The organism is Streptomyces sp. LBL (assembly GCF_029893585.1).
Taxonomy (GTDB): Bacteria; Actinomycetota; Actinomycetes; order Streptomycetales; family Streptomycetaceae; genus Streptomyces.
Map to the genome: position 1 here is coordinate 74,919 of NZ_JARXYX010000022.1, position 15,818 is coordinate 90,736.

A 15,818-nucleotide genomic window follows, 5' to 3' on the forward strand; every position below is an offset into this window, starting at 1 on the left:
GGAGAGGGCATGCCCCGGCGTACCGACGACAACGCACCGGCCAGCGGCGACGCGACACCACCGACCGCCACCCCGGAAGGCGACCACCACCAGGGACCGCACCCCGCCGGGGCGAAGACGGGGAGCACACCGAATGGTGCGGGCCCGGAGGCGACGGCCGCGGAGGCTCCGTCCGGGCCGAAGGCTGCAGGGCCGCAGACTCCGTCCGAGCCGAAGGCTGCAGGGCCGCAGACTCCGTCCGGGCCCGAGGTTGCAGGGCCGCAGGCTCCGTCCGGGCCCGAGGTTGCAGGGCCGCAGACTCCGTCCGGGTCGGAAGGCACTGGCGCGGAAGCGCATACCAGGCCGGAGACCGACGGTGCGAAGGCGGAGGCCGTGCCGGAGGGTGCCGGGCGGCAGGCCCACGGGCCGGTGGTGTCGGACGTCGACGGTGTCGGCGCCGGGGCCGGGGCCGGCTCGCCGAGCCTGGCGCCGGCTCCGGCGCCGGACGGCACTCGCGGGGCGAACGCAGGCTCGCCGGGCGTCCTGCGACTGCCGGGGGGCAGCCGCAGGACGGAAACCCACTCGCCCGACGACACCCGCGGCGCCCCGGGCGCGGCGGCCTCACCGGGGGAGCGCCGTCCCAAGGGCTCCGAGGAGGCCGGAGGTGACCCGCGGGTCGCTGCCGTTCGGCGGGTGGGGGCTGCTGGGCGACGTTGGCGGGCTGCCCGGCTGGTGGGGTGTGCCGCTCTGTTGGCCGTCGCGCTGACCGCCGGGGCCATCGCGGTGGGGGCCGCGCGGGACGGTCAGGGTACGGCGGTGGCGTCCTCGTCCGCCGCGCTGTCACCGGAGTTGCTCAGCGGCGGTGACCTCGACACGAGTATCACCGCCCTCCAGACACATCTGCGCGCCCAGCCGAGGGACTTCCGAGGCTGGGCCACCCTGGCCCTCGCCTACGTCGAGCAGGCGCGGACCAAGGGCGACCCCTCGCGCTATCCGCAGGCCGACAGCGCCCTGAAGCGCTCACTGGATCTGGAGCCGGACAACGACCAGGCCCTCGCAGGACGGGCCGCCCTCGCCGCCGCCCGGCACGACTTCGCGAACGCGCTCACCTACGCCGACCAGGCCCTGAAGCAGAACCCCTACAGCGAACGCGCGCTGTCCTCCCGTATCGACGCCCTCGTCGAGCTCGGCCGCTATGACGAGGCGTCGAAGGCGGCCGACACCGCGGACGCCCGGCGGCCGGGTATCCCCGTCTTCACGCGGTACGCGTACGTGCGCGAGCTGCGCGGCGACGTGACCACCGCGCGACGGGTGCTGGAGCAGGCGCTCGCCACCGCCACCGCGCCCGGAGACGTGGCGTACGTGTCCACCACGCTCGGCCAACTCGCCTGGAACCAGGGCGACTACGAGACGGCCCTGCACCACTACGCACGGGCCCTCACTGCCGACGAGAACTACCTCCCGGCGCTGGAGGGCCGCGCCCGCGCCCAGGCTGCGAGCGGCGATCGCGCCGCCGCGCTCCGGGGCATGGAGGCCGTGGTCGCCCGCTACCCGCTGCCCGGCCCGCTCGTCGTACTCGGCGAGCTGTACGAGGAGCGGAACGCCGAGGGCGACCGGGCGAAGGCCCGCGACCAGTACGCCCTCGTCGACGCCTGGACGGCCCTCGCCCGCGCCAACAAGGTCAACGCCGACCTGGACACCGCGCTCGCCGCCGCCGACCACGGCGACAAGGCGGAGGCGCTGCGCGCGGCCCGCGCCGAGTGGGCCCGCCGGCACACCGTGCACACCGCGGACGCCCTCGCCTGGGCCCTGCACGTCAACGGCCGCGACGAGGAGGCCCTGCCGTACGCCCGCCGGGCCACGGCCACCGGCTTCCGCAACGCCTCCTTCCTCTACCACCGGGGGATCATCGAGCAGGCCACGGGCCACCAGAAGGAGGCCCGCACGCAGCTGACGGCGGCGATGAAACTGAACCCCGGCTTCTCACCTCTGGGCGCCCGTGCGGCCCGTAAGGCACTGGAGGCGGTCAAGTGAGGCGAATCCGGCGCCTGTCGGCCTCCGGCGCGGCCGTCCTCACGGCGGCCTGTGCGCTCGTGCTGGTCCCCTCGGGGGCCGCGAGCGCCCACCCGCTCGGCAACTTCACCGTCAACCACTACGACGGTCTCGTCGCCGCCCCTGGCGAACTGCGCGTCCGGCACGTCGAGGACCTCGCGGAGATCCCGGCGACCCAGGCCAGGCCGGACCTGAGGAAGCTCGGTATGACGGGGTGGGCCCGGCAGCGCTGCGCGACGGCCGCGCGGGACAGCGAGGTCACCGTCGACGGCCGTAGCGTCGGCCTCACCGTGGCCAGCAGCCACGCGCGTGTACGTCCCGGCCAGGCCGGGCTCGACACCCTCCGCGTGGTATGCGCGCTGACCGCGCCGCTCCCCGAGGACGACACCGTCTCCCTCGGCTTCCACAGCGCGGGCACCTCCGCCGGCCCCGGCTGGCGGGAGATCACCGCTCGTGGCGACCGGATGACGCTCACCGGGTCGGACGTACCGACGGACTCGACGTCGCGTGAGCTGACCGTGTATCCCAAGGAACTGCTCTCCTCCCCCGCCGACACCACGACCGCGTCGCTGCGGGTGCGTCCCGGCGGACCGGCCCTGGCCGACGCGGACCGGGACGCCCCGGCCGCCTCCGTCCTCCCGCGCGGCGCCGACCGCTGGACGCGGGCCCTGGACTCCCTGGTCGCCCGGCACGACCTCACCGTCGGCTTCGCCGCGCTGGCGATCCTGATCGCCGTCGCGCTCGGCGCGATGCACGCGCTCGCGCCAGGTCACGGCAAGACTCTGATGGCCGCGGTGGCCGCGGCCCGGGGCGGCAAGGCCCGGATGAAGGACGTCCTGCCGCTGGCCGCCTCGGTCACCGTCACCCACACGCTGGGCGTGGTCGCCCTCGGCCTCCTGGTGACGGCCGGTTCGGCGGCGACGCCCTCGGTGATCGCCTGGCTGGGCATGGCGAGCGGCGTCCTGGTGACCGGAGCGGGAGTGACCCTCCTACGCCGGGCCTGGCCCAACCGGACCCACGCGCGCGGACACGACCACGGGCACGGGCACGGGCAGGACGGCGGTCATGGGCACGACCATGGCCACGGACACGAGCACGGACACGGACACGGGCACGATCATGGGCCCGGGCGCACGCACGAGACGGCCGAAGCCCCGGACCGTCCGCTGGTCCTGGCATCCGCACACAGCCACGCCACCGCGATCTCCCCTTCCACCTCCCCTTCCCCTTCCACCTCCGTCTCACCCCCCACTCCCGCAGCCCCCACACACACGCACGATCACCCGCACCCGCACCCGCACCCGCACGACCACGACCACGACCACACTCCCCTCACCCACTCCCACGGCGGCTTCACCCACACCCACGCCACCGCCCCCACCCTCCGCGGCACGATCCTCCTCGGCTTCGCCGGTGGCCTCGTGCCCAGTCCGTCCGCCGTGGTCGTGCTCGTCGGTGCCGCGGCGCTCGGACAGGCCTGGTTCGGGCTGCTGCTCGTCGTGGCGTACGGCGTCGGGCTCGCCCTCACGCTGACCGCGGCGGGCTTCGCCGTCGTCAAGCTGGGTACCGGTGTCACCCGGGTACTCGACAAGCGCCCGCGCTGGGCGGCCAGTCCCCTGACCGCCCTGGTACGTCGGACCGCCCCCCTGGGGTCCGCGCTCGTCGTCGTGGCCCTTGGGGCCGGATTGGTGCTCAAGGGGGCGGCATCCGCACTCGGCTGAGCTACTTTTGTGGAGAGATCACGCGGAACAGCACGCCGAACACCACGCGGAAGACCACGCCGAACACCACGCCGCGTGGACGATGCACACGGATGCGAAGGGGAGACGCGCGTGTCCGAAGAACCGGGCAGTGAACGTCTGATCGCGGGCCGCTACCGTCTCCTGTCCCCGCTCGGCGAGGGCGGCATGGGAACCGTGTGGCGTGCCCGTGACGAGGTGTTGCACCGTGAGGTGGCCGTCAAGGAGGTGCGGGCGCCCGCGGGACTGCAGGGATCCGAGGTCGAGCGGATGTACGCCCGGCTGGAGCGGGAGGCGTGGGCGGCGGCCCGGGTCGCCAACCGCAACGTGGTGACGGTGTACGACGTGGCCGCCCAGGACGGTCGTCCGTGGATCGTGATGGAGATCGTCCACGGCATCTCGCTCGCCGAGCTGCTGGACGCCGAGGGCCCGCTGTCCCCGCAGAACGCCGCGCACATCGGTGCCGAGGTGCTGTCCGCGTTGCGGGCCGCGCACGAGGCGGGGGTGCTGCACCGGGACGTGAAACCGGCCAATGTGCTGATGTCGAACGACGGACGGGTCGTGCTCACCGACTTCGGCATCGCCATGGTCGAGGGCAGCTCCGCGCTGACCATGACCGGCGAGGTCATCGGCTCGCCCGAGTTCCTGGCGCCGGAGCGGGCGCTGGGCCGCACGCCCGGGCCCGAGTCCGACCTGTGGTCGCTGGGCGTCCTGCTGTACGCGGCGGTCGAGGGCCACTCCCCGTTCCGGCAGAACACCCCGCTCAGCACTCTGCGGGCGATCGTCGACGAGGAGCTGCCGCCGCCCTACCGGGCCGGTCCGCTGGCCCCGGTGATCGAGGGGCTGCTGCGCAAGGATCCGGCCGAGCGGCTGTCGGGTGAGCGGGCCGAGCAGGATCTGCGGGTCGTCGCCGCGGGCGGCACGCCCCGCGCGGACGGCGTCCAGGCGGCCCCGTACGCGTATCCGCCGACCGCCGCGACCCGTCAGCAGCCACCGCCGACCGCACCCGGTCCGGCCCAGTGGACGCAGCCCGCCCCGGCGGCGGGGCCGACGACGACCGAGCCGGGCGGGCGGGGGCGCAACCGCCGGGCCACCGTCGTGCTGGTCGCGGGCCTCGTCGTCCTGGCGCTGGCGATCGCGGGACTGACGTACGCGCTGCTGAACGGCGACAAGGGGAACGAGGCCGGAAACGGCGGGCCCAAGAACAGCACGCCCGGAGTGAGTTCGCCCGCGGTGAGCGACACCCCGTCCAAGAGCACCGAAGAATCCGAGCCCACGCCGAGCCAGAGCAGTGAGTCCACGTCGGCGGCGCCGGAGCAGTCGGTGGAGGTCTCGCTCACGGGGGCGCACACGGAGTACTCCGGTCCCTGTCCCCCGGCGCAGGGCGAGGCGCCCGCTTTCACCGCGACGTTCACGGTGGTCAACCTGCCGGCGGAGGTGCGCTATCGCTGGCTGTCGCGGGACGGCAAGGTCATGGACGCGGGCTGGAAGACCCTCTCGTTCCCCGCGGGCGGGGGCAGGACCAAACAGGACACCGCGTTCGTGACGACCAAGGACGACGACGGGAGCTTCGAGAACGAGATCAGCGTCGAGGTCCGCCGTCCGGTGCGTACGACGTCCGACTCGGTGCCGTTCTCGGTGACCTGCGAGACGGAGACCCCGTCGGGTGACGAGGCCTCCCCCTCCACGTCGGAGAGTCCGTGACGGTCAGGCCAGGCCGTTGAACACCGGCAGGTAGCCGCCGGACTGGCCGGCCGCCGTCGGGTGGTACGACTCGCCGATGTCGAGCACGTTCAGGCTGTGCAGCCAGGCGCTGCCGGAGCAGAGCTCATGGCCGGTGAAGGTGGTGCGGACGTCACCGAAGGCGAAGCCGAAGTCCGCGGCCCGCTTGGCGATCGCGGTGTCCATGCGGTCGGCCGCGTCGTTGATGGCCTTCCGCTTGGTCTCGGAGAGGCCGACGCACGTGGTGCCGAGCTGGTAGAAGCGGGGGTAGCCGAGTACGACGACACGGGCGTTGGGTGCCTTGGAGCGGATCGCGGAGTAGACGCTGTCGAGCTTGCCGGGCAGCGTCGAGTCGATGTACGCCCTCGCGGTGTCGATCCGGGAGAGGCAGGAGCTGTCGGACTGGAGCACACAGGTCGTCATGACGTCCGAGAACCCGGCGTCGTTGCCGCCGACGCTGATCGAGACGAGGGCGGTGGCGGAGCTGAGCGGGGTGAGTTGACTCGCCAGAACATCACCCGTTCGGGCGCCCGAGCAGGCGGTGAAGGCGAAGGTCGAGGGTGAGTGGTCGGCGGCCCAGAGGTAGGGGTGCGCCTTGGTGCTGCGCTTGCAGTCGCCGCTCGCGGAGAGGTAGCTGCCCGCGCCGACTCCGGAGGCGTAGGAGTCGCCGAGGGCCACATAGCCACCGGTTGCGGCGACTTGGGACGCCTGGGCCGTGGCCGCCCCGGTGAGGGCGGTGCCGAGGGCGAGGAGGAGTGCGCTGACGTATACGGCCAGTCGGGAACGTCTCATGGAACCTCCCTTTAGCAGGATCTCTGCCGTAACTGTGGTACCAACTACGCGCGTTGACGGGAAGTGTCCATGCCAAGAATCGAGGGGCGCGACGGGAGTGAACCGGCGCATTCACCGGCGCACAATTGCGCGTTCATGACAAACATGCGACAGGGACTCACATCCCTTGAGCCACACCCGTGGACCACTGATTCTTTACTCAGCCATGGGGAGGAACGCAGTACTCCGTGGCCGTGCGGGCGACAACGCGCGCATCCCCCACAGACCGGCGCGGCACTGAACGGCTACACGGCGCCCCTCTCCGCGGCCGAGGCCCGCAGACTCGCCGCCGACCCGTCGGTGGCGTGCACGGTCGAGCAGAACCAGACCGTGCTCGCCACCGACACCACCCAGTCCGGCGCGCCCCGAACCACCTGATGAAGATCGTGCCGTGACACCTGCTCACCTGATCCGACCCACCATTCCCCTGATCTGAGATCCGACCCATCGTTCTCCCGATCTGAGATCCGACCCACCGTTCCCCGGAGGCCTCGCCCGCCTCCGGGGAACGTCGGCATCTTGACGGCCTCCGCGGGGCTGAGCGACATTGAAGCCAGGCATCCGGCGCCTGGGGGGCAAGGTCGGCCATGCAGACCATCCGTAACAAGACACCTTCGACCGTGCGGGCGGACGAGGCCGAACGGGTGCGGCCAGGACCGGGGAGGGACCTGGTACCGCTGCTCGCGGGCGCCGCGACGGCCGTCGCCGCATGCGGCGCGCTCTTCGCGTTCACCGACTCCGACTCACCGCTTCGGGGACCGTTCGCCCTGTTCTTCCTGCTCGTCACACCCGCGGCCGCCATCGGCGCGGCGCTGCGCGGGCTGGAACCGTTCGGCCGGCTGCTCACCGCGCTGGCGGGCTCGGTCGTCGTCAACATGCTGGTGGCGCAGGGCATGCTGGCCGTGCACCGCTGGTCGGTGCGGGGCGGGCTGGTGGCCGTGACCGCTCTCAGCGCTCTCGTGCTCCTCCCGGTCGTGGTGCGGCGGTTGCGCGGCACCGGGCGGCGGCACGCGTCGCAAGTCGCTGACGGCAAGGGATCGGTAACGGTCAAACCAACAAAAACGTGAGGCTCGTTCCAGGTCTTGCCATACTGCATCAATCATCAATACCGTCGTACATCTCACCCGCATCGGTCCGTCATCAAGCGGCTTCAGGGGAGGGCTCAGGACCGCGATGGATTCCGGCGCGGGGGCGCGGTAGGGGGGTGCCGTGCTCGGTGACCGCTTTTGTGACCGAGTCGTGCCGCGCGACCGGCTGCCGTTTTCCGGAGCCGGCCAGCTTTGCCAGCTCACCCGGCACGCACGGAGAACCGTTCCGGCATGCCCTGTGAGTACCCCCCTTTCGAACCGGACCAAGATCCGGGCTGCCCAGGGGCGGGCGGTCCACCGGACGAGAGGGACCAGACTCATGAGCTCAGTTCTGCGCCCGGCCAGTACGGGAAAAGATCCTTTAATAGCAGGCATCTACCGGCCGATCTCCTCTCACCTGGCGATCACACCGCCGGTGAGCGTGGTGATTCCCGCCATGAATGAGGCGGAGAATCTCCCCTACGTCTTCAAGACGCTTCCGGCCTGGATCCACGAAGTGGTTCTCGTGGACGGCAACTCCAGCGACGACACCGTCGAGGTGGCCCGCTCGCTGTGGCCGGGCGTCAAGGTCGTCAAGCAGCGCGGCAAGGGCAAGGGTGACGCGCTGACCACCGGCTTCCAGGCCGCCAGCGGCGACATCATCGTGATGGTCGACGCGGACGGCTCGGCCGACGGCAACGAGATCGTCAGTTACGTCTCCGCCCTCGTCTCGGGCGCGGACTTCGCCAAGGGGTCCCGCTTCGCCAACGGCGGCGGCACCGACGACATGACCTTCATCCGCAAGCTCGGCAACTGGGCGCTGTGCACGGCAGTGAACCGCAAGTTCGGCGCCCGCTACACGGATCTGTGCTACGGCTACAACGCGTTCTGGCGGCACTGCCTCGACAAGATCGAGCTGGACTGCACCGGTTTCGAGGTCGAGACCCTGATGAACATCCGGGTGGTGAAGGCCGGGCTGAAGGTACAGGAGATACCGAGCCACGAGTACCTCCGTATCCACGGCACCAGCAATCTGCGGGCCGTGCGGGACGGGATCAGGGTGCTCAAGGTGATCCTGAGGGAGCGTTCCAACCGGCGGGCCCTGCGCCGCCGGCCGCAGCACTCCCCGCTGCTCGACTCGGTCCGGGGAGAGGCGTCTTGAGCGGTCCTGACATCTCCGTCGTGGTCTGCGTCTACACCGAGGACCGCTGGGAGGACATCCTCGCGGCGGTCTCCTCGGTGCGGGCGCAGTCCCGGCCGGCCCTGGAGACACTGCTGGTCGTCGACCACAACGCGGCGCTCCTGGACCGGCTGGCCAAGGAGTACAAGGCGTCCGGACAGGTGCGGGTGCTCGCCAACGCGGGCCCCCGCGGTCTGTCCGCCGGACGCAACACCGGGATCACCGCGGCCCGCGGCGACGTCGTGGCGTTCCTGGACGACGACGCCGTCGCCGAGCGGGACTGGCTGCGGCACTTCGCCGAGGGCTACGCCGATCCGCGGGTGATGGCCGTCGGCGGCCGTACGGTGCCGATCTGGGCGTCGGGCCGCCGGCCGGCCTGGTTCCCTGCGGAGTTCGACTGGGTGGTCGGCTGCACCTACAAGGGCCTGCCGCCGGGGCGGGTCCGGGTGCGCAATGTCCTGGGCGGCAACGCCTCCTTCCGCCGCAGCGCCTTCGACGTGGCGGGCGGCTTCGCCACCGGCATCGGACGCGACGGCGACAAGCGGCCACTGGGCTGCGAGGAGACGGAGCTGTGCATCCGGCTCACCCGGGCCAGACCCGAGGCGGTCCTGCTGATCGACGACCGTGCGGTGATCCACCACCGGGTGCCCGAAGCGCGCGAGCACTTCGGGTACTTCCGCACGCGCGCGTACGCCGAGGGCCTGTCGAAGGCGTTGGTGGCCCGAAGTGTGGGAGCGGACAAGGGACTCGAGTCCGAACGGCGGTACGCGGCCCGGGTGCTGCCCGCCGGAGTGGCGCGCGGTCTGCGGGACGCCGTACTGGCCCGGCCGGGCGGCGCGGGCCGCGCGGGCGCGATCGTCGCCGGGGTGCTGACGGCGGCGGGCGGATACGTGGTGGGCAGCCTCCGGGCGCGCCGCGGCACCACCACCTTCGCGGTGGCCGGGATCGAGGGGGAAGCGGGGGACAGCTCATGAGCGGACAGCCGGTGCCGATCCTCATGTACCACGCGGTCGCGACCGCCCCGAACAAGGCCACCCGCACCTTGTCGGTGTCCCCGGAGGCGTTCGCGGAGCAACTGGCCGTGGTCGCCGACCGCGGCCTGACGCCGCTCAGCACGGCTGATCTGGCGGCCCGTTGGCGCTTGGGCCGCCCGCTGCCCGAGCGGCCCGTCCTGATCACCTTCGACGACGGCTACGAGGGCGTCCACCGGCACGCCCTGCCCGTGCTCGCCAAGCACGGCTTCCCGGCCACCCTGTTCGTCTCCACCGGCTGGATCAGGGGCGCGTACGACACCGGCGGCGGACCGGACACCATGCTCGACTGGGACCAGGTCCGCGAACTCGCCGCGGCGGGTGTGGAGATCGGCGGCCACAGCCACACCCACCCGCAGCTCGACCAGCTCGACGACGGCACGCTGCGCCACGAGCTGATCCACTGCAAGGAGATCGTGAGCGACGAACTCGGCACGGTCCCGGCCTCGTTCGCCTACCCGTACGGCTACTCCAGCCGCCGGGTGCGACAGACGGTGCGCGAGACGGGGTACGGCCAGGCACTCGCCGTCGGCAACGGGCTCGCCCGCCGCCGGCAGGGGCCGTACGCCCTGCACCGCGTCACCGTGCGCCGCAGCACGGGCGTCGAGGAGTTCGAGCGGCTCGTCGAGGGCCGTGCGATCGCCCGGAACTTCGCCGGGGACCGTGCCCTCACCAAGGGGTACGCCCTGGTCCGCAGAGCACGCCAGGTCCGCCGGAAGGCCATCCGTTCCCGTGTCTGACACGACCACGACCACGCCCGAGGACACCTCGCCCGCGACCGGGGCGCCCGAGCGGTCGGGGCGCCGGCTCCGGCTGCCCGGCCTCGGCCGGTCCCCCGGGGGCAACCAGCTGTTCCGCAACGCCTACGCCCTGATGCTCAACACCGGCATCTCCGCGGTGCTCGGCCTCGGCTTCTGGCTGGCCGCCGCCCGCTACTACTCCGACTCGGCGGTCGGCCAGGGCTCGGCCGCGATCGCCGCGATGAAACTCCTCGCGGGTCTGACCGCGGTGACCCTGACCGGCGCGCTGGCCCGGTTCATCCCGGTCGCGGGCCGGGCCACCGGGCGGCTCATCCTCCGTACGTACGCGGGCAGTTCGGTGATCGTGGCGCTGGCCGCGCTCGTCTTCCTGCTCACGCTCGACCTGTGGGGACCGTCGTACCGCTTCCTGCACGGGCCCCTCAACGGGCTCGGCTTCGTCGCGGCCGTGATCGCCTGGTCGCTGCTGACTCTGCAGGACGGGGTGCTGACCGGGCTGCGCAGCGCCCTGTGGGTGCCGGTCGGCAACACCGTCTTCTCGGCGGTGAAGCTCGCACTGCTGGTCGCGTTCGCGGTGGCCGTCCCCACGAGCGGCGTGTTCGTGTCGTGGGTCGCGGCGATCGCCTTCTCCGTACTGCCGCTGGGCTGGCTGGTGTTCCGGCGGCTGGTGCCCCGGCACGAGAGGGCGACCGAGGAACGGGCGCAGCCGCCGACGCTGAAGGAGGTCGGGCGGTTCCTGGCGGGCGACTACACCGGCTCACTGTTCTCCCTCGCCGTGGTCTACCTGGTCCCCGTGATCATCGCCTCGCAGGTCAGCTCCCAGGACAACGCCTACTTCTACATCACCACCACCATCGGCGGCACGATCAACCTGCTCGCCATCAACATGGGCGCCTCGCTGACCGTCGAGGGTGCGCACGACCCGCGGCGGCTGGCCGCCAACACCCGGGCCGCGCTGAAGCGGATGGCCCGGATCATGCTGCCGCTGGCCGGGATCCTGTTCGTCGGTGCGCCCTGGATCCTCGGCGTGTTCGGCGCGGGCTACGCGGACGCGGCCACCCCGCTGCTGCGCTGGTTCGCGGTCGGAGCGGTCCTCAGGGTCGTCATGGAGACGTACTTCGCGGTGCTGCGCGCCCAGAGCCGTACCTCCCCACTCGCCTGGATGCAGGGCCTGTTGTGCGTCCTGGTGCTCGGTCTGACGCTGCTGCTGCTCCCCCGGATGGGCCTGACCGGCGCGGGCGTCGCCGAGATCTCCTCACTCGCGGTGCTCGTCGCGATCGCCGCACCCAAGCTGTTCAAGACCGTCCGGGGCAGGCCGGGCGACCTGGCCGAGAGCGCGGCGCCCGACGGGGACCTCGCCGACCTGGGGGTACGTGAGGTCCCCGCACCGGCCGCACCGGCCAGGCGCGGGCCCGCCTGGGCGCTCGACAAGGACACCCTCGCCCTCGGCATCCACGTCGACTTCGACCACCTGGAACGCCGGCCGGACGTCCGCCCGGGCCCCGGCACCCCACCCACGGGCACACCCATCGCCCCGGAGGACCGCCGTCCGGCCAGGTCGCCGAGTCCCGGGCCGGGGCTGCCCGTCGAGAGGGGGGTCCGCCCGCTCGACCGCGTTCGAGAGTGGGGCAGGGAGCCGGGTTCGGAGGCGTCGTCGGGGCCGGCCGAGACGTCCCTGGACGCGGCAGAGCCGGAGGTGGACGCCCCGTTCGCGCCGCAGGAGGAGGTCGTACGGTTCGAACCGCAGGAGGAGGTCGTACCGGAGGCCGAGGCAGTCGGAGCGGAAAAGACGCCCGGGCGCGCGGATGCTCCGGAACCCGGAGCGGGACCGGCGGCCGTGCGTCTGCTGCCCACCCGGGTCGGGGTGGTCCTCGGCTGTCTGCTGACCGCCGCACTGCTCCTGTACTGGGTGCCCGCGCTACGGCTCGGCGAGGCGGACCTGGACGAGATGGGCGGGCTCGGGCTGATCTCCGTGCTGCCGTTGCCCACCCTCGTCGGGGCCGCGCTGCTGATCGTGGTGTTCGCCTCGCTGCTGTGGCTCGGCCGCGAGCACCGCACGCTGCTGATGGTGACCCTGCTGGCGACCGTGGTCTCGCTGCACGCGCTGCCCGCCGTGATCGAGACGGAACCGCGGTTCGCGACGGCCTGGCAGCACCTCGGGTTCATCGACTACATCGACCGGACCGGGTCGGCCGTGCCCGACCTGGACGCGCGCTGGAGCTGGCCGGGCTTCTTCGCGGCGGCCGCGTTCGTCGCCAATGCCTGCGGGGTCAGCGACTTCACCGACGTCATCCGCTGGTGGCCGACGGCCATCCAACTCCTCTATCTGGCGCCGATGTTCCTGCTGGTGCGCTCGATGCGGGCGAGCTGGCGGGCCAAGTGGACCGGCATCTGGATCTTCGTACTCAGCGGCTGGGTGGGCCAGGACTACTTCTCCCCGCAGGGCTTCACCTACCTGCTCTACCTGCTGTTCGTGGCGATCCTGCTGGTCTGGTTCCGGGCGCCGGGCGTGATCTGGGCGAAGCGGCGGCCCGGCGAGATCGAGGTCGAACCGACGGACCGGCGGCAGCGGGCGGTACTGCTGATGATCGTGATCGGCCTGTTCGCGGCGAGTGTCCCGGCCCACCAGCTCACCCCGTTCGTGATGCTGGGCGTGCTCGCGGTGCTCGTCCTGACCGGCCGCAGCGAACTGCGGGGCCTGCCCATCCTGTTCGGGGTGCTGGTGGCCGCCTGGGTCGGCTTCATGGCCGAGCCGTACTGGTCCGGGCACTTCGACGAGCTGTTCGGCGGGGTCGGCGGGGTCGGCGGCAACGTGTCGTCGTCCGTCTCCGGCCGGATCCAGGGCGGCAGTTCCACCCACAAGCTGGTGCTGTACGTGCGGGTGCTGCTGGCCGGCGGGGTGATGGCCTTCGCCTGCTGGGGCTGGTGGCGCCGCCGCTGGCACCGCTACCGCGAACGCTCGCTGCTGGTCCTCACCTTCGTGCCGTTCCTCGGCTTCGGCATGCAGTCCTACGGCGGCGAAATGGCGCTCAGGGTCTTCATGTTCGCCCTGCCGGGCTCGGCCCTGCTCGCCGCCCTCGCCCTGTTCCCGCGCACCGGCGTCACCGTCGAGGAACGTGACAAGGACCGGATCAGCCTCGCCCCGCTGGCCGCGCTGATGGCGGGCCTGATCCTCATGGGCGGCTTCCTGGTGGCCCGTTGGGGCAACGAGCCGTTCGAGCGGATCCGGCCGGGCGAGGTCGCGGCCATGGACTACGTGTACGCCCACGACGATCCGACGGTGCGGCTGCTGTGGCTGAGCAACGACACGGTCGACAACGTGACGCCGGCGATGCCGTGGGGCGCGAAGGACATGGAGAAGGTCGAGTACGTGCCCACCCTCGCGCCCAGTGACCCGGTGCTGGTGTCCGGCCTGGTCAAGGCGCTCAAGGACGCGGGCCCGAACGCGTACCTGATGATCAACCGCAGTCAGGTCACCTATCTCCAGCTGGACGTCGGCTACTCGAAGACCTGGGAGCCGCGGCTGGTCCAGCACCTGGACGACCGGCCGGAGCTGAGAGAGGTCCTCGTCAACGACGATGTGACGATGTACACGCTGCGCCGGCAGCCCGAGGGCAAGGTGCCGACGGCGGACCCGGGTCCGATCGGGCCGCAGGTGACGTGGACGCCCTGGTCGGTCGTCGGGGCCCTCGCGGCGCTCGCGCTGATCGTGCTGCTGACGGCACGGGAGGTCGTCCGGGTCGCGGCGCGGCCGAGCGTGCGACAACTGCGCCGGCTGCAGAGCAGCTTCTGGTTCTCGCTGCCGCTGCTGGCGGTGCTGTTCGCCTCGCTGGTGCAGCGGTTCCTGACGATGCAGTGAGCGTGAATGTGGCGGGGAAGTGACCGCGAACGTGACGGGGACGTGGCCGCGAACGTGACGGTGAAGTGGCTCAGCCGGTCTGCCGGTCGAGCCACTTCACCTCGTACGCCTGCATCGCGAACCGCCTGCCGTCGACCTGTGCGCTGATCGGCCGGTCGAGGGTGTTGACGACCAGGACCACCTTGTCGCCGGCCAGGATCCGCACGTTGGGCACGTCGTCCTCGGCGACGGACACCGTCCGGTATGAGGTGCCGGGCGGGAACGCCTTGCCGAAGCGGGAGACGAGGTCGTACATGGGCAGCTCCGCGCCGCCGCTGCCCCGGTCGGTCGGGGTCCACAGGCAGCCCGCGCACCCGGTGCCCTTCTCCGTCTCCGGGTTCCAGTAGAAGCCGGAGGACGCGCCGCCCCTGACCATGGCGATCATCCCGGCCGCCTGGACGGCGCGGCGGCGGGTCTCGGACCAGCCCTTGCGTTCGTCGTCGGCGTCGCCGGGCTCGACGTAGTACTCGGCCCACCACAGGGGCAGGTCACCGGTCCGCGCCCGCACCCACTTCCCCACCGCCGTGAACTTGTCGGTGGCCGCGAACTCGTCGGGCAGCAGCTCGTCGTCGTTGGTGTAGCTGGAGCCGTCGACGACCACGAAGTCGGCGCCCGCCTTGTTCCTGTTCCAGTAGGCGAAGGCGTCGAGGACACGCTGGTCCATGGCGCCCCAGGGGCCCTTGACGGTGGCCGAGGCGCCCTCGGAGCGCGGGTCGAGGCTGTCCATGACCAGGTACGGCCCGCCGACCATGATGTCCTGGTCGACCTTCTTCAGCGCCTTGTAGACCAGGTTGTAGAGCTTGGTGTAACCCTCGTAGTCCCAGCGGGCCTGCGCGTCGTTCCAGAAGCCCTTGAACTCGTTCCAGACGACGAAGTGGCGTACGTCCGGATAGCGCTTGGCGACGGTCGCGGCCAGGTCGGCGAAGTCCTGGTAGTGCTCGGGCGTCGGCGCGGTCTCCAGGGCGGCCTGGCTCCAGTTCGTGTTGCCGACACCGGACCGGCCGCCCTTCATCCAGTCCGGGGAGCAGCACAGCGTGATCACCGGGGTGGCCCCCGACGCGCGCATGAAGTCGACCCGGCGGTCCAGCGCCGCGAAGTCGTAACGCCCCTTCACCGGCTCGGGGTTGTCGGCCCCCCAGCCCATGATGTGCTGGTTCTCGGGCAGACCCCCGGCGTTCTTCAGCCGTCCCTCCACCCGTTCGGTGGCGGCGTCGCTGCCCTCGGCGGCGCTGAACTGGGTGTGCGTGAAGCCCCAGCCCACCTCCGGCTCGGGTGCGCCCGCGGGAGCGGCCGGTGTGCCGTGCACCTTGGCGCCGTCACGCGAGGTGCCCGCGGTGCTCGCGCCGTCCCCGGGAAGGGTGTTGAGCAAGGTCACCAACAGGGCCAGTGCGGCCGCGCCCACGCCGAGCAGCGCGGTGAGCCGCCACCGCCCAGCCCCCGAATTCCACCCATGACGTCCCATCGAGGGCAACGGTAACCGGCCGGACACACGCGGCGGCAGAGGGCGTAGCCGCACAGCTCTGTAACAGGAGGCAGGGGACACACCGCAAGCGCCGGCGGG

10 protein-coding genes and 1 pseudogene are annotated in these 15,818 nt (G+C 71.9%); 9 read left to right on the forward strand and 2 right to left on the reverse strand.

All coding sequences use genetic code 11. The features are described 5' to 3' along the window. Nucleotides 1–372: 372 nt before the first annotated feature. The 3 genes from M2271_RS25710 (at nt 373) to M2271_RS25720 (ending at nt 5,474) form a co-directional block, all read left to right on the forward strand. Complete coding sequence (locus M2271_RS25710; protein WP_348539190.1) at nt 373–2,013, forward strand: tetratricopeptide repeat protein; 1,641 nt, start codon at nt 373–375, stop codon at nt 2,011–2,013. Further along, entirely contained in the window at nt 2,010–3,752 is a 1,743-nt protein-coding gene (locus tag M2271_RS25715) for a nickel transporter (protein WP_280889697.1), read from the forward strand. Before M2271_RS25710 ends, M2271_RS25715 begins: the two co-directional genes overlap by 4 nt. A gap of 111 nt (nt 3,753–3,863) precedes the next feature. Beyond that, nucleotides 3,864–5,474 carry a serine/threonine-protein kinase gene (locus M2271_RS25720; protein WP_280889698.1) on the forward strand — a complete coding sequence of 537 codons (1,611 nt, stop codon included), beginning with the start codon at nt 3,864–3,866 and terminating at the stop codon, nt 5,472–5,474. A 3-nt stretch (nt 5,475–5,477) separates the two neighbouring features. On the opposite strand, the gene M2271_RS25725 is transcribed toward M2271_RS25720, so the two are convergent. After that, on the reverse strand, nt 5,478–6,284 hold the full coding sequence (locus tag M2271_RS25725; protein ID WP_280889699.1) for an SGNH/GDSL hydrolase family protein: 807 nt from the start codon (nt 6,282–6,284) through the stop codon (nt 5,478–5,480). 270 nt (nt 6,285–6,554) lie between these two features. Between M2271_RS25725 and M2271_RS25730 the strand changes: the two are divergent. The 6 genes and pseudogenes from M2271_RS25730 to M2271_RS25755 all read left to right on the forward strand — a co-directional run. Then, nucleotides 6,555–6,689: pseudogene (locus M2271_RS25730) on the forward strand (S8 family peptidase); the annotation flags it as partial. 221 nt (nt 6,690–6,910) lie between these two features. Further along, complete coding sequence (locus M2271_RS25735) at nt 6,911–7,390, forward strand: hypothetical protein (RefSeq protein WP_280889700.1); 480 nt, start codon at nt 6,911–6,913, stop codon at nt 7,388–7,390. Between the two features lie 340 nt (nt 7,391–7,730). Continuing rightward, nucleotides 7,731–8,552 carry a glycosyltransferase family 2 protein gene (locus tag M2271_RS25740; RefSeq protein ID WP_280889701.1) on the forward strand — a complete coding sequence of 274 codons (822 nt, stop codon included), beginning with the start codon at nt 7,731–7,733 and terminating at the stop codon, nt 8,550–8,552. Next, nucleotides 8,549–9,544 carry a glycosyltransferase family 2 protein gene (locus tag M2271_RS25745; RefSeq protein ID WP_280889702.1) on the forward strand — a complete coding sequence of 332 codons (996 nt, stop codon included), beginning with the start codon at nt 8,549–8,551 and terminating at the stop codon, nt 9,542–9,544. The genes M2271_RS25740 and M2271_RS25745 overlap by 4 nt, the downstream gene beginning before the upstream one ends. Continuing rightward, nucleotides 9,541–10,341, forward strand: a complete 801-nt coding sequence (locus M2271_RS25750; protein ID WP_280889703.1) for a polysaccharide deacetylase family protein — start codon at nt 9,541–9,543, stop codon at nt 10,339–10,341. Before M2271_RS25745 ends, M2271_RS25750 begins: the two co-directional genes overlap by 4 nt. Then, on the forward strand, nt 10,334–14,218 hold the full coding sequence (locus M2271_RS25755; protein ID WP_280889704.1) for a lipopolysaccharide biosynthesis protein: 3,885 nt from the start codon (nt 10,334–10,336) through the stop codon (nt 14,216–14,218). The genes M2271_RS25750 and M2271_RS25755 overlap by 8 nt, the downstream gene beginning before the upstream one ends. A gap of 70 nt (nt 14,219–14,288) precedes the next feature. Here the strand turns inward: M2271_RS25755 and M2271_RS25760 are convergent, their stop codons facing one another. Further along, nucleotides 14,289–15,719 carry a xylan 1,4-beta-xylosidase gene (locus M2271_RS25760; protein WP_280889705.1) on the reverse strand — a complete coding sequence of 477 codons (1,431 nt, stop codon included), beginning with the start codon at nt 15,717–15,719 and terminating at the stop codon, nt 14,289–14,291. Nucleotides 15,720–15,818: the final 99 nt, after the last annotated feature.